Consider the following 14,679-nt stretch of genomic DNA (forward strand, 5'->3'; position numbering starts at 1 on the left):
GCGTCGTCATGCCGGGTCCAGTTCGACGAGCGGCTGGTCGTACTCGACCGGCTGGCCGTCCTCGACGAGGATCGCTGCCACCCGGCCGGCCCGGTCGGCGGTCACCTCGTTCATCAACTTCATCGCCTCGACGATGGCGACCGGCTGACCGGGCCGGACCAGATCGCCGACCGCGACGAACGGCCGCGCGCCGGGCTCCGGCGACCGGTAGAAGGTGCCGACGATCGGGGCCCGCACCGCGGCGCGTCCCGGCACCGGCGGCCGGATCACCGCGGGCGGGGCGCCGGGCCCCGGCACGGGCGTCGGTGCCGCCGCCTGGGCCGGTACCGCGGGCACCTGCGCACGGGGCACGTCTTCGGGATGCCACTCGACCTCCAGCACCGCCGGCCCGCTGCGCAGCCGGATCCGGCGCACCGGCCCGGCCAGCTCGGCGATCAGGTGCTGCGCCTGCCGGCGCAGCCCGGCCAGCGCCTCCTCGCCGTCCGCCCCGACGTCGTCGGACGCCTCGACAGTCGACACCGCCGGCTCCCTGGCGCTCATCGCCGAACCGCCCGGGCACCGGTGCGGTACGCGCCGAACCGCCGGAAGCGTTGCCGGCGCAGGCGGACCAGCATGGCGGGGGGCACGTCCAGCAACGGCAGGAGGTTGGCCAGCAGGGCGGCGCGCAACCGGTGGGCGGTCTCCGCCGGGTCGTCGTGAGCGGCGGTCGGCGGCTCCGACACGACCTCGTCGACCACCCCGAGCCGGCACAGGTCGGGTGCGGTCAGTCGCAACGCGCGGGCGGCCTGCGGCGCCGCGGACCGGTCCGGCCAGAGGATCGCCGCACACCCCTCGGGGCTGATCACCGAGTAGACGGCGTTCTCCAGCATCAGGACCCGGTCGGCCACCGCCAGTGCCAGCGCGCCGCCACTGCCGCCCTCCCCGGTGATCACCGCGAGCACGGGGGTGGGCAGCACGGTGAGGGTGAGGATGTTCTCGGCGATGGCGGCGGCCTGGCCCTGCTCCTCGGCGCTCACCCCGGGGTCGGCCCCGGGGGTGTCCACCAGGGTGACCACCGGCAGACCGAGCCGGGCCGCGAGGCGCATCAGCCGCAGCGCCTTGCGGTGCCCGGCCGGGCTGGCCATGCCGAAGTTGCGGGCGACCAGCTCGGCGGTGGTGTGCCCCTTCTGGTGGCCGATGACCATCACGTGCCGACCGGCCAGCCGCGCCACCCCACCCACGATGGCCGGGCAGTCCGCGCCGAGCCGATCGCCGTGCAGCTCCACGAACCCGTCGAAGACGGAGTCCAGGTAATCGAGTGTGGTGGGTCGTCCGGGGTGCCGGGCCATCCGGACGGTGTCCCACGCGTCGCGTACCGCCGGGGGGTCGGCGGGGGTCGGGGTGGCGACGGGCGGGCCCGCCGGCCGCGGGTGGGCCGCGCCGTCGTCGGCGAGGCGCTCGTGGCGCGACGCCAGCTCCTGCCGGGGTACGGGCGTGCGCGCCGGACGCCCGGCGCGGGTCGCGGCGAGCAGCGCCACCAGCCGTCCGCGCAGCGACCGGCGCTGCACCACCATGTCGACCTGGCCGTGTCGCAGCAGGAAGTCGGCCGTCTGGAAGCCCTCCGGCAGGGCCCGCCCGGTGGTCTGGCGGATCACCCGGGGGCCGGCGAAGCCCATCCGCGCGCCGCTCTCGGCGAGCACCAGATCGGTGTTGGTGGCGAACGAGGCGGCCACCCCGCCGTAGGTCGGGTCGGTGAGGACGCTCACGGTGAGCAGCCCCGCCTCGCGCAGCGCGGCGATGGCCTGGCTGACGGAGGCCATCTGCATCAACGACAGCGCACCCTCCTGCATCCGCGCCCCACCGGAGGCGGTGACCAGGACGAGTGGGATGCGATCGTCCAGCGCCCGTTCGGCCGCCCGGGTGATCAGCTCGCCCACCGCGCACCCCAGGCTGCCGCCGAGGAAGCGGAAGTCCATCACCGCCAGGGCCACCGGGTGCCCACCGATGGTGGCCGTGGCACAGACGACCCCCTCGGCCAGGCCGGTGCTGGCCCGGGCGCCGGTGAGCCGGTGCCGGTACGGCAGCACGTCGACGAAGTCGATGGGGTCGGCCTCCGGCAGCTGGTCGGGCAGCGGGCGCAGCGAGCCCGGGTCGACCAGTTGGCGCAGGCGTTCCGGCGCGCCGAGTCGGGCGTGCTCCCCGCACTCGGGGCAGACGTCGAGGTTGCGCCGCAGCCGTTTGCGGTAGAGCAGGCTGGCGCAGCCGGCGCATCGGGACCAGAGCTGCTCGTCGCGCGGCGCGGTGGCCGTCACGACCGCCGCCCGGTGTCCGGGGCGTCGAACCGGTAGAAGCACCGGGCCATCGCGTCGCGCGGTGAGCGCCACGTCGGCAGGTACGGCGACACGTACGGACGCAACCGGTCACTGACCCTGATGAACTCGGGGTGGCCACGGGCGGCCTCCACCGCACCCTCCGTCGGCTGCGCGGTCTCGAGCAGGTGCACATAGAGGTCGTGCAGTCGGTACAGCGAACGGTGCCGGACGCCGACCAGGCGCGGCAGTTCCGTACTGTCCGACTCGGCGAAGATCTCGGCGACCCGCTCCTCGGCGGTCGGATCGACCTTCGCGATGATCAGCGATCGGTCCATGCTGGGCCTCCCCCCACAGCGTCCGGCCGGCGACGGGTGGCCCCGGACGCGCTGGACGACTGCCGACACGATGCGCCGATCCTCGTCACGGCGGCGTCACCGCGCCGGGCCGGCCATCGACGCATGACGGTGACGCTGCGTTGACGCAACCTGTGCATCAGCTATGTGTCCGCCACGCGTAGCCCGCCAATGTTTGTGCAGTTCAGAACCGATCTCGGGTTGACTGTCGCGAATAGAACGACCACTGCGACGTTGACCCACCGTGACCATCATTGATAATCTTCAGCTTGGTCAGCCCGGCGACTCGGCGGGCGGGGCCGCGCCCGGCCGCGCCGTGATCGGCGGGTCGACAGTGGCGTCGCGGGCAACCGATCCGGGACACAGCAGACAGTCGGGACGAGCGTTCCGCAGGGGGTGCCGCCGTGGCCGCTGATCCGTCCGTGCCGACCGCCGGAGACCCGCCCGAGGAGGGCGTGTCCCTGCACCTGCTCGGAGGCTTCCGACTCCTCCGCGAGGCGGTGCCGGTCGTGGTGCCGCGCGGGCTGCAACGGGTGATAGCGCTGATCGGGCTCCGCCCCGGTGCCACCCGCAGTCAGCTCGCCGGCCTGCTCTGGCCGGACGCGTCGGAGGAACGGGCGCTGTCCTCGCTGCGCACCGCCCTGTGGCGGCTCCGACAGGACCCGTGCTGCCCGATGACAGTGGCCGGCGACACCGTCCGCCTCGGCCCGGCGGTCCGGCTCGACGTGGACGACCTGGTCGGCACCGCGGCCCGGGTCCGCGACGGCGACGACCCCCGCACCGCGGCCGGGGCGCTCGCCGCCGGGCGGCACGACCTGCTCCCCGGCTGGTACGACGACTGGGTGCTGCTGGACCGGGAGCGCCTGCGCCAACTCCGCCTGCACATGCTGGAACAGGTGGCCGGGCACCACCTGGCCGCGGGACGCCATGGTGAGGCCCTCGAAGCCGCGCTGGAGGCGATGGCCGCCGAGCCGCTACGGGAGACGCCCCACCGGCTGGTGGTGCGCATCCACCTGGCCGAGGGCAACGCGTTCGAAGCCGTGCACGCCTTCTACGTCTACCGGGACCTGCTGCGCCGGGAACTGCGGCTGGAACCGAGCCCGGCCATGAGCGCCCTGCTCGACGACACCCTCGCCCCGATCCGCCAGGCCAGCCGCGCCGCCGTCACCGACCGTCCGTCACCAGCCGGTCGGCGGACGTGACGGTGACGTGACAGGCGCTGCGGCACGGTGGGCGCACAGAGCACGTGGCACCGACCCGGAGGGTCGGGCAGGCCACCGGCGGAAGGGGTCCCATGAGTCGTCTACTGATCGTCAGTCGGATCATCCCGGGAGCGGAGGGGCGGGTCGCGCAGATCTTCGCCGAATCCGACGCCACCGAACTCCCCAGCCTGACCGGTGTCACGCACCGATCCCTGTACTGCCTGCACGACCTGTGCGTACACCTGCTGGAGACCTCGGACGACGTCGACCCGGACGCGCTCGCGGCGGCCCGCAACCACCCGCTCTTCCAGCAGGTCAACGAACGACTCTCCGCGCACACGTCGCCGTACCTGCCGACCTGGCGCTCGCCCCGGGACGCGATCGCGGGCTGCTTCTACCGCTGGGACGCCACCGCCGCGCCAACGGCGCGCCCAGCCAGCACCGCCGCGCCAACGGCGCGCCCAGCCAGCACCGACGCGCCAACGGCGCGCCCAGCCAGCACCGAGACACCCGCCGCGCACCCGGCCGGCTGACATGTCCGCCGCGCCGCCGCATGTCCTGATCATCGGCGCGGGCACGGGCGGGTTGTGCCTGGCGCACGGCCTGCGCCGCGCCGGGATCACTGTCGCCGTCTACGAACGACACCGCGACCGCGCCGAGGGGCTGCTCGGCTACCGGGTCGGCATCGGCCCCACCGGTAGCCGGGCGCTGCGGGAGTGTCTGCCCCCGGAGCTGTTCGCCACCTTCCTGGCCACCTGCGCCCGTCCGCCGCACTACTTCAACGTGGTCACCCAGGGGCTGCGCCAGACCGCGTCGTTCGCGCTGCGGCCGAGCGACGACCCGGTGCGCACCGAACACTCGGTGGCCCGGATGGTGCTGCGCCAGGTGCTGCTGACCGGCCTGGAGGACGTGGTGCACTTCGACAAGACCTTCACCCGGTACGAGCAGCGCGACGACGGCACTGTCACCGCGCACTTCGCCGACGGCAGCACCGCCACCGGCGACCTGCTGGTGGCGGCCGACGGCACCCATTCCGCCGTACGCCGCCAGTACCTGCCGCACGCCGTCACCCGCGACGCCGGGACGATCAACATCGCCACCCGGGTTCCGCTGACCCCGCACACCCGCAGTCTCATTCCGGAGCGGGTCCAGCAGGGCATCTCGCTGATCTTCGGAGTCGGCGGGATGATGGGCGTGCTGCACGTCATGGAGTTCAAGTGGGACGCCGAACGGGCGATCAAGCCCGGCGTCAGCGAGGCCGACGCCGCCCTGCTGCGCACCTGGCCCGGCCTGGCCCACGACACCACCACCGACAACATCAATCTGATCATCTGGAGCGCGGCCAACCGGTTCCCGGCCGACGTCATGCAACGCCGCGGCCAGGAGTTGGTGCAGGTCGCCCTGGACCTCACCGCGAACTGGCACCCGCACCTGCGGGAACTGCTCACCCACGCGGACCCGGCCAGCGCCCTGCCCATCAAAGTGTCCACGTCCGAGCCGGTGCCGCCCTGGAAGAGCAGCACCGTCACCATGCTCGGTGACGCCATCCACACCATGACCCCTGGTCGCGGTGTGGGCGCGAACACCGCGCTGCGCGACGCCCGGCTGCTCTGCGAGCAGCTCAGCCGCGCCACCGCCGGCGACAAGACCCTGGTCCAGGCGGTCGCCGACTACGAGGCGGTGATGGCGCCGTACGGCTTCGCGCGGGTCGCCGAATCGTTGAACCGCAGCGGCACCAACGGCGACGACCGGATGTACCGGCCGGTGGTGGGCCGGCTCGCGCTGCTCGGCGCGCGTGGCTACTTCGGAGTGACCAGCCGGGTGCCACGGCTGCGGCGCCGGTTCGTCGACGACTTCCACACCTACGAGGGCGACCGGGACTGAACCCGGTTCTGCCCGACCCGGGCTCGGCCTCCCCGCCGGGCCCGGGTCTCGTCGTGTCCGGCGCGCACCACCCGACCGACCGATGGGTGGCCCGCCGCACGCCCGCCCCGGTCTCATCGGCCCCGGTTCCGGTGCGATCGGGCGACTCTGTGTCACCCGGCAGGCACCGGCTGAGGTGGCTGGCCCACCCGCGACGCTGACGACCGATCCTGTCTGTCGTCGGCAATACGCGTGTGCGAAGCTGCGGCGAGTTTTTCTCGTGACTTTTCCAACGAGCTGAGAGGGAGGTTCGCCGTGGCGTGGTCTTTCGGACACTCGCTGATAGTGGTACTGGCACTGTTGCTGGGCCTGGCCGCCGGTTGGCTGCTGCGCGGCCGGCGGGGCGTACCGGGCAATTCGATTGTGGATGGTGACCCCGTCGCCGGCCTGGCCGTGATCTCCACGCCCACGCCGGCTGCCACCACCGACGAGGCGGCGCCGGCGGCCGCCGTCGACCCGGCACCCACCGCCGTCGCCGACGAGCCGGTACCGGTCGACACGGTCAGCGCGCCGGCAGCGACGACCGAACCGGACGGTCCCACCCCGGTGCCCGTGCCAGCGGACGCCCCGAGCGGCGTCGACCCGGCGGACATGGCGCTGACCGAGGACCCGCCGTCCGTACCTGCCGCCGAGCAGCCCGACGCCGCTGAGCCGCGACCGGAGCCGGCCGTGCAAGCGGCCGCCGAGCCGGTCAGCGCCGACGAGCAGCCGGCCCCGGCGGCAGTGGTCGCTCCGCGCCAGCCCGCGGACGACCTCCCGTCCGCCGACACGCCGCTCGACGCGACCCGGACCGATGATGCGCCGGCAGTCGCGCCAGCCGACGACGCGCCGATCGACTCGACGCCGAACGATGTGACGCCGGCCGACGACGCACCGGTTGCGGCCACCCCGGCCGACGACGCACCGGTTGCGGCCACCCCGGCCGACGACACACCGGTTGCGGCCACCCCGGCCGACGACACACCGGTTGCGGCCGACCCGGCCGACGACGAGGCGACCAAGGCCACGGCGGTCGACCCGACGTCCGCAGCGGTGCCGGCCGACCCTTCGGTTGCTGAGCCGACGCACGCCGACTCCCTGCACGCCGAGCCGACGCACGCCGAGTCGGTGAGCGCGGGCTCCGTGGCCGGGCCGGCGGATGCCAGTGAGGAGACCGAGCGGTCGGCGGTGGCGACGCCTCCGGTCCGGCCGACCACCGCGGCGGCCCCGCCGGTCCGGCCGTCCTCCGACACGGCGGTCAGCAGCGTCGACGCCGACCCGACGGGCCCGGCCGACGACTTCCGCCGGATCCAGGGGATCGGGCCGAAGATGGCGGCAGCGTTGCAGGACGCTGGTGTGCGCACGTACGGCCAGCTCGGCGAGTTGGACGAGCCGGCGCTGCGCGACCTGATCCGGGCCGCCGGCCTGCGCGCCGCACCTGGTCTGGCCACCTGGCCGCAGCAGGCCCGGGTGCTCGCCGGAGCCGTCGACGAGATGGCCGCCGTGCTGCCGAACGGCAACCAGGCCTGATCGTCTGCATTCGAGCCCCCGGCAGCCGTCCACCAGGACGGCGCGCCGGGGGCTCGGCCGTAGCTGCCGAACCACCCTCCGACGCCGGCCGCACCGGTGATCGACTCGGCATTGCGGAAACCGCGCCAACCGCCCGACCCCGGCAACCGACGTCGCCCACCCCAAGATCGTGCTCGATCCTGGATGTAGGGGTGTCGGGCGCGGGCGGATGCGACTACATCCAGGATGTTGCGTGATCTTGCGAACGGCAGCGGCCGCGTGAACGGCCGCGCGTGAGGAGTCGCGCAGCCGCGCCGGAGCGGTGGCGGGCTGGGCCGGACCGGCGGAGCGCGGGTGGCGTCGAGCCTCAGGCCCGCAGCTCGGCGGCGAGGTCGCCGATCGACGCCATCGCGTACCGCTGCATTGCCGGGCCGAAGGTGATGCGGGTCGCGCCCTGCCGGCCCAGCTCGGCCACCGACTCCCGGTCCGGGCCGGCGACCATGTTGATCGGCCCGGAGATGCCGTCCCGCAGCTGCGGGAGCAGCTGCGGCGGCGCCAGGATCGGGTAGACGCAGTCGGCTCCGGCCGCCACGTAGAGGCGGGCGCGTTCCATCGCCTCGACGGGGTCACCCGTCCCGACCAGGAACGTGTCGACGCGCGCGTTGATGAAGAGCTCCTCCCCCGCCTCCGCACGCACCTCGGCCAGCCAGTCCGCGTGCCGCCGCGGATCCTTCAGGGTGCCGTGCCCGTCCGAGTCCTCCAGGTTGCAGCCGACGGCACCGGCCTCCACCAGTCGCCCGACCAACTCACGAGGGGCCAGGCCGTAACCACCCTCGACGTCGGCGGACACGGGGACGGAGACGGCGCGGACGATGCGCGCGACCGCCGCGAACATCTCGTCCGGCGGGGTCGCGCCGTCCTCGTAGCCGAGCGACGCGGCGACACCCGCGCTCGGGGTCGCGAGCGCCGGGTAACCGGCGTCGGCGAGTACCCGGGCACTGGCCGCGTCCCAGGGGCCTGGCAGGACGAGCGGGTCACCGGCGGCACGGTCGTGGTGCAGGGCACGGAAGGTGGCGGTGGTCATCGTTCGGTCTCCCGGCGGGGCTGCGAAGGGGCGGGCTCAGGCGGTGTATCCGCCGTTGGAGTCAAGCACGGCGCCGGTGATGTACGAGGCCGCGGGGCTGGCCAGGAACGCGATGGCCTCGGCGGGACCGCTGACCCGTTGGATCGCGAGGCTGGACACCAGGCCCGTGAGCATCTCCGGGTCCGGCGGCACGCGCTGCGCGCGTTCTATTTGATCTTGCGGGTGGTGCGGACCACGATGTCCTCGTACTCCGGGTGCTTGACCAGCCAGTCGGCGAGGAACGGACAGATCGGCACAACGGTCCGGCCCTTGCTCCGCGCGTCGTCCAGCACCGCCCGCGCCAGCGTCGACCCGACGCCCCTGCCCTCGTACGCCGGATCGACCTCGGTGTGGGTGTAGGCGATGATCGAGCCGGTCAGCTGGTAGGTGACGAACCCGGCGACCGCGCCCGCCTCGTCGCGCGCCTCGAAACGCTCCCGCGTCGGCGCGTCTGTCACGGTGAACTGCACAGTGCCATCCAACCACCCGCGCCGACGGCCCCCGCCGCGAGGCCGGCAGCGAAGGGCGACGTCACGCGCATCGTCGCGCCCGAAACGGGAACACGACGCCCGCCGGGAGCACCCCGAAACGGGGACACGACGCCCGCCGGGAGCACCGTGGGAGGAGACACGCCACCATGACGAACGCGTCGACGGACGGCGGCTTCGCCGTCGTCGAGATGTTCACGTCCCAGGGCTGCAACAGTTGCCCTCCGGCCGAGGAGTTGCTGAGCGAGATCGAACGCGACGCCCGGGCGCACGGACAGAACGTCTTCGCCCTCGGGTTCCACGTCGACTACTGGGACAATCTGGGGTGGCCCGACCAGTTCGCGGACCCGGCGTACACCGCGCGTCAGGAGGCGTACGCCCGGGCGTTCGGCACCAGGGGTCTCTACACCCCGCAGATGGTCGTCAACGGCAGCGTCGAGTTCGTCGGTTCGGACCGCCGCCGGGCGGCCAGCACGATCATGTCCGCCATGTCCTCGAGGGCCACCACCGCGCTGACGCTCTCCGTCGCCGGCTTCGGCGGCGACCGGGTGCTGGTGGACTACCGCACCGACCAGCCGCCGGCGGGCGCGGTGTTGAACGTGGCGGTGGTGCAGCGGGGCCTGGACAGCGACATCGCCCGGGGCGAGAACGCCGGGCGGACGCTGCGGCAGGACAACGTCGTCCGCGCCTTCAGGTCGGTGGTCCTGGACGCCGAGCGGGGGCAGGTCGAGCTGGCGACACCGCCCGATCTCGATCCGCGCGACGCCAGCGCGGTCGGCTATGTCCAGGAGAGCGGCGAACGGGCCATCGTCGGGGCGACGGCCGTCGCGCTGCCCACCGAGTAATCTCGGCACGTGCGGATGGTGGGCGGTGCGAGGGGGTCCGGTGGCTGACGCTGACGACGTACGCCGGGTGGCGCTGGCCCTGCCGCACACTGTGGAGATCGCCAGCGACGGTTTCGACTTCCGGGTGGCCGACAAGGGCTTCGTCTGGTCCTATCCGGAGCGCAGACCGGGCAAGCCGCGGGTGATCCGGCTCGACATCGCGGTGCTGTTCGTCGGTGACGAGGCCGAGAAGCAGGCGCTCCTGCTCGGGGAGCCCGAGGTCTTCTTCACCACGCCCGGCTACGACGGTCTACCCCTGGTGTTGCTGCGTCTGGCGGCGGTCGACGTCGACCGGTTGACCGAGTTGGTGACGGACGCGTGGCGGATGCGCGTGCCGGACGCGTTACTGGGCGACACCGCGGGCGCCGGCAAATAGCGACATCAGCACGCAACGCGTTCGACACATTGACGTGGATCTCAATGCTCCACTACCGTGACCGAGAGAGCGCTCTCTCACTCGACCTTCCCCCCAAATCAGACGCAACGCGCTGGACCCGGCGAGGGCCGCAACCGGCGCGCGCGATGGAGGCACGATGAAACCTCCCGTTCCCCACCGCCGGTGGGCCCTGGCCGCCGCCACCGCGCTGGCCCTGGCCGTCGGCGGCCTCGCCATCCCGGTGACCGACGCGGCCGAAGCCGCCCCCGTCGGCGCCGGCAGCTACACCACCACCCCGGTCGGCCCGCTCCCCAGCGGCTGCGGGGCGATGTCCAGCAACCCCCGGCAGTTCGCCACCGCCAACGCGCCGTCCGGGCCGATACCCACCAACGACTGGTGGTCCTCGCTGCTGTGGAAGCGCACCGACTGTTCCTTCAGCGAGCCGCTGCACGCCCACCCGATCTCGTACGACACCTTCGGCGACGGGCTCGGCTTCTCCGCCAACTCCACGCCCGCGATCAGCGGCACCGCCACCGGCGTCGGCGAGTTCCACTACCCGTACGTGCAGGACATCAGGGTCGGTGTGGCCGGGCTCGCCGCGCCACTGGTCAAGGTCGACGGCTGGACGGACTGGACGGTCAGCCCGCACTGGAGCGACGGCACGCGCACCATGCGCGCGACCATCGGCCACGGCCTGCCCTTCGCCTACTTCCAGACCACCGGCGGAAACGCGCAGATCAGCACGGCCGGCACCCCCGACGTCTGGTCCAACAGCGGCGCCACCATCGGCTTCCGGGTCAACGGCCACGACTACGTCGGGTTCGCCCCCAGCGGCGCCAGCTGGACAGTGGCGTCCGGCCGGATCTCATCCACGCTGGCCGGTCGCGGTTACTTCTCGGTCGCCCTCCTGCCGCCGACGTCGAGCACCACCGAGCGCGCCAGCCTGGCCGCCACCTACGGCCAGTACGCGCACGCCCACGTCACCGGCACCCAGGTGTCGTACGCATACAACCCGGCGACCAGCGGCCTGACCACCACGTACGCGTTCACCACGACCGCCCGGGAGGGCACCGCCACGCAGACCGTGGTCAGCCTCTACCCGCACCAGTGGAAGTCGCTGAGCGGCTCCACCGCGATCACACCGACCTATCCGTCGGCGCGTGGCCGGATGAAGGTGCTCACCGGCGTCAACCAGTTCCGCACCGCCATGAAGTTCCAGGGCATCCTGCCGGAGTTGCCGGCCGTCGGTGACGGCAGCGGCGCCGACCTGTCGACGCTCACCGGGCACCTGGCTGCCACCCGCGCCAACCCGATGGACCAACGCGGCAACGACACCTACTGGACCGGCAAGGGGCTGGGCCGCGCCGCGCGGATCGCCGAGATCGCCGACCAGGTCAACGACATCACGACGCGCGACAGCGCGCTGAACGCGATCCGCAGCACGCTCACCGACTGGTTCACCGCGTCCAGCGGCAAGACCAGCCGGGTCTTCTACTACGACAACAACTGGGGCACCCTGATCGGGTACCCGGCGTCGTACGGCTCCGACCAGGAGCTCAACGACCATCACTTCCACTACGGCTACTACATCGCCGCCGCCGCGACCCTGGCGAAGTTCGACCCGGCCTGGGCGGCCACCAGCCGCTACGGCGGCATGGTCGACCTGCTGATCCGGGACGCCAACAACTACCGCCGCGACGACACCCGGTTCCCGTACCTGCGGGACTTCGACATCTACGCCGGTCACGACTGGGCGTCCGGGCACGGGTCCTTCGGCTCCGGCAACAACCAGGAGTCCTCGTCGGAGGGGATGAACTTCGCCAGCGCCCTGATCCAGTGGGGGCAGACGACCGGCAACACCGCCGTCCGGGACGCGGGCGTCTTCCTCTACACCACGCAGGCCGCGGCCATCCAGGAGTACTGGTTCGACGTCAGCGACCAGAACTTCCCCAGCGCGTTCGGTCACTCGACGGTCGGCATGGTCTGGGGCGACGGCGGCGCGTACGCCACCTGGTTCAGCGCCGAGCCGGAGATGATCCAGGGCATCAACCTGCTCCCGGTCACCGGCGGCCACCTCTACCTGGGCAACAACCCGGCGTACGTGCGGACCAACTACGCCGAACTGGTCCGCAACAACGGCGGACAACCGACGGTGTGGCAGGACATCCTCTGGCAGTTCCAGGCCCTCGGCGACCCCGACGCGGCGCTGGCGAACCTGCGCGCGAACCCGGGCTACACCCCGGAGGAGGGCGAGAGCCGGGCACACACCTTCCACTGGATCCGCAACCTCGCGGCCCTGGGCAATGTCGACACCACCGTGACCGGCAACCACCCGCTGTCGGCGGTCTTCTCCCGCAACGGGGCCCGCACCTACGTGGCGTCGAACCCGACGGCGACACCGATCACTGTGACGTTCTCCAACGGCACCGCCCTCACCGTGGGAGCCGGCAAGACGGCAACCACCGGGGCGTACACCTGGAGTGGTGGCAACGCGGCCGGTGGCGTCCCCCCGACGACGCCGACGGACCCCCCGCCGACGACCACGCCGCCGCCGACCCCGGGCAACCCGACGCGGTACCTGTTGCCGGGTGGTGGGTTGGCCGCCGCCGGTAGCGCGGCCACCACGACGGTCGCGGCGGCGAACGGGAACCACGACGGTACGCCCACCAACGCCCAGGTCTTCACGGCGACCGGTCTCAACCTGGCCTACACCGGCGGGCAGACGGCGTTCGACCTGTTCGTGGACGCCGGGACGGCGGTCGGCAACGGGGTACAGGTGCGGATCTCCTACGACCTCACCGGCAACGGCAGCTGGGAGCGGGTGGAGACGTCACGCTACTTCGCCACCGACCCGGTTCCCGGCTACGAGCACTACACCCAGAACGCCGGCCTCTCCTCGGCCACCGGCACGTTGGGCACGCTGAGCAACGGCACGGTCCGGGTGGAGGTGTGGTCGGCGATCGGCAACAACCCGAGCACCGTGGGCATCGGGAACCAGTCGGTGCTGCGGCTTCCGTACTCCTGATCGATCTGTTCGTCCCGACACGACGTCGGCCGGTGCGCAGGACCAGGATCGGTCCCGCGCACCGGCCGACGCGTGCGATCAGTCAGTCAGTCTCAGGACGCGGTGCAGGTGGGCGTCATGCCGGCCCCACTGCCGTTGCCCTGGAAGCCGAACTCGGTGACCTGGCCCGCGCCGAGCCGGCCGTTGTAGTCCACGTTGGCGAACCGCACCGTGCCGGTGGAGCCACTGGCCGTCGCGCTCCAGGTGTTGGTGACACTCGCACCGCTCGGAAGCGTGAGGCTGACGTTCCAGCCGCTGGTCCCGGCGGAGCCGGCGGTGACCTTCACGGTGGCCACGAATCCACCGGTCCACGAGTTCAGCGACACCGATGCCGAGCATCCCCCGGTCCCCGGCGGCGGGGTGGTGGGCGGCGGGTCGGTGGGCGGCGGGGTCGTGGGCGGCGGGGTCGTCGGGATGCCGGTCCCGGCGTTGAGGGCGTTCAGGACGTTGGTGTACGCGGCCTTCTTGTTGCCGTTGCAGTCGAACAGCAGGGCGTTGTCCGAGCCACGCCACGAGTCGCAGTCCCGCACCCCCCAGACCGTGATGCCGGTGCAGCGTGAGACGTTCATGCAGGCGCGGGTGACGGCGCCGTAGATGTTGGCCTGGTTGCCACCGGTCATCACGTCCAACTCGGTGATCTGCACGTCCACACCGAGATCGGCGAAACGCTGCAGGTTGGCCTGGTAGTCACCAGCCAGCGAGGTACCCAGGTGCGACTGGAACCCCACACAGTCGATCGGCACACCACGGGACTTGAAGTCCCGCACCATGTTGTAGATCCCCGTCGACTTCGCGTTGATCCCGTCGGTGTTGTAGTCGTTGTAACACAACTTCGCACCCGGATCCGCCGCCCGCGCCGCCCGGAACGCCGCCTCGATCCAGTCATTACCGGTGCGCTGCAGGTTCGAGTCCCGACGCCCACCCGAACCACCGTCGGCGAACGCCTCGTTCACCACGTCCCACGAGTGAATCTTGCCCCGGAAGTGCGTCGCCACCTGGGTCACGTGGTTGATCGCCGCGTTGCGCAACGCGCTACCCGACATGCCCTGGGCCCAACCCGGCTGCTGCTGGTGCCACAGCAGGGCGTGACCCCGAACGCTCATGCCGTTGGCCTGGGCGTGACTGACCAGGCGATCACCACCGGTGTAGCTGAACCGACCCTGCTGCGGCTCGGTGGCATCCCACTTCATCTCGTTCTCGGCCACGACACTGTTGAACTCACGGTTCAGGATCGTCGTGTAGACGCTGGTGGACAGCTTGCCCGTCGCGACAGCGGCCCCGAAGTAGCGACCCTTCTCCGCCGCCGAGGCCCCCAGGGTCGTGCCGGCGCTGGCCGTGGAGGTCAGTGCCACCGTCATCCCGGCGGCGAGAACGCCGGTGACTGCGATGGTCACCGCCGCTCGCAGGGCTCTTTTGTGATTCATCCGGATTCCTTCTCTGTGGTGGTGCGGTGATGGAAGCGCAGCGCCCGAATCTGCTCATGCGAC

General features: G+C 72.2%; 13 protein-coding genes and 1 pseudogene. 7 read left to right on the top strand and 7 right to left on the bottom strand.

Going from position 1 to position 14,679, the window contains the following annotated elements; genetic code table 11:
* Positions 1–6 precede the first annotated feature (6 nt).
* From accB to ACX27O_RS10780, 3 genes are read right to left on the bottom strand one after another with little or no spacing between them, the layout of a single operon-like run.
* Positions 7–540: an acetyl-CoA carboxylase biotin carboxyl carrier protein gene (gene accB, locus ACX27O_RS10770; RefSeq protein ID WP_210865950.1), complete on the bottom strand. Its 534-nt coding sequence runs from the start codon at positions 538–540 to the stop codon at positions 7–9.
* Complete coding sequence (locus ACX27O_RS10775) at positions 537–2,291, bottom strand: acetyl-CoA carboxylase carboxyltransferase subunit alpha (protein WP_210865949.1); 1,755 nt, start codon at positions 2,289–2,291, stop codon at positions 537–539. Before ACX27O_RS10775 ends, accB begins: the two co-directional genes overlap by 4 nt.
* The gene (locus tag ACX27O_RS10780; protein WP_279516156.1) at positions 2,288–2,626 is read right to left on the bottom strand and encodes a TcmI family type II polyketide cyclase; all 339 of its coding nucleotides are present in this window, start codon (positions 2,624–2,626) and stop codon (positions 2,288–2,290) included. Before ACX27O_RS10780 ends, ACX27O_RS10775 begins: the two co-directional genes overlap by 4 nt.
* A gap of 422 nt (positions 2,627–3,048) precedes the next feature.
* On the opposite strand from ACX27O_RS10780, the gene ACX27O_RS10785 reads away from it, so the two are divergent.
* The 4 genes and pseudogenes from ACX27O_RS10785 to ACX27O_RS10800 all read left to right on the top strand — a co-directional run bounded on the left by ACX27O_RS10785 (position 3,049) and on the right by ACX27O_RS10800 (position 7,278).
* Entirely contained in the window at positions 3,049–3,846 is a 798-nt protein-coding gene (locus ACX27O_RS10785) for an AfsR/SARP family transcriptional regulator (protein ID WP_030332963.1), read from the top strand.
* 92 nt (positions 3,847–3,938) lie between these two features.
* A pseudogene (locus ACX27O_RS10790) lies at positions 3,939–4,265 on the top strand (TcmI family type II polyketide cyclase); the annotation flags it as partial.
* A gap of 115 nt (positions 4,266–4,380) precedes the next feature.
* Complete coding sequence (locus ACX27O_RS10795) at positions 4,381–5,730, top strand: FAD-dependent oxidoreductase (protein WP_210865947.1); 1,350 nt, start codon at positions 4,381–4,383, stop codon at positions 5,728–5,730.
* 294 nt (positions 5,731–6,024) lie between these two features.
* Positions 6,025–7,278: a helix-hairpin-helix domain-containing protein gene (locus tag ACX27O_RS10800; RefSeq protein WP_458939363.1), complete on the top strand. Its 1,254-nt coding sequence runs from the start codon at positions 6,025–6,027 to the stop codon at positions 7,276–7,278.
* Positions 7,279–7,624: 346 nt separating this feature from the next.
* On the opposite strand, the gene ACX27O_RS10805 is transcribed toward ACX27O_RS10800, so the two are convergent.
* The 3 genes from ACX27O_RS10805 to ACX27O_RS10815 are packed head-to-tail and all read right to left on the bottom strand — an operon-like array spanning position 7,625 to position 8,850.
* The gene (locus ACX27O_RS10805) at positions 7,625–8,341 is read right to left on the bottom strand and encodes an isocitrate lyase/PEP mutase family protein (RefSeq protein WP_210862351.1); all 717 of its coding nucleotides are present in this window, start codon (positions 8,339–8,341) and stop codon (positions 7,625–7,627) included.
* 36 nt (positions 8,342–8,377) lie between these two features.
* Positions 8,378–8,515, bottom strand: a complete 138-nt coding sequence (locus ACX27O_RS10810; RefSeq protein ID WP_210862352.1) for an SDR family oxidoreductase — start codon at positions 8,513–8,515, stop codon at positions 8,378–8,380.
* Positions 8,516–8,547: 32 nt separating this feature from the next.
* Positions 8,548–8,850, bottom strand: a complete 303-nt coding sequence (locus ACX27O_RS10815) for a GNAT family N-acetyltransferase (protein WP_030332954.1) — start codon at positions 8,848–8,850, stop codon at positions 8,548–8,550.
* Positions 8,851–9,017: 167 nt separating this feature from the next.
* Between ACX27O_RS10815 and ACX27O_RS10820 the strand changes: the two genes are divergently transcribed.
* The 3 genes from ACX27O_RS10820 (at position 9,018) to ACX27O_RS10830 (ending at position 13,153) form a co-directional block, all read left to right on the top strand.
* Complete coding sequence (locus ACX27O_RS10820; protein ID WP_210865943.1) at positions 9,018–9,713, top strand: DUF1223 domain-containing protein; 696 nt, start codon at positions 9,018–9,020, stop codon at positions 9,711–9,713.
* 40 nt (positions 9,714–9,753) lie between these two features.
* Positions 9,754–10,128 (top strand): MmcQ/YjbR family DNA-binding protein, encoded by a 375-nt coding sequence (locus ACX27O_RS10825; RefSeq protein WP_030332951.1) that lies wholly within the window; start codon positions 9,754–9,756, stop codon positions 10,126–10,128.
* A 157-nt stretch (positions 10,129–10,285) separates the two neighbouring features.
* Entirely contained in the window at positions 10,286–13,153 is a 2,868-nt protein-coding gene (locus tag ACX27O_RS10830; RefSeq protein WP_458939364.1) for a glycosyl hydrolase, read from the top strand.
* Positions 13,154–13,245: 92 nt separating this feature from the next.
* Here the strand turns inward: ACX27O_RS10830 and ACX27O_RS10835 are convergent, their stop codons facing one another.
* A complete protein-coding gene (locus ACX27O_RS10835) occupies positions 13,246–14,616 on the bottom strand; it encodes an endo-1,4-beta-xylanase (protein WP_458939365.1) in 1,371 nt (456 codons plus the stop codon).
* Between the last annotated feature and the right edge of the window lie 63 nt (positions 14,617–14,679).

It is taken from the genome of Micromonospora sp. SD19 (assembly GCF_054462275.1).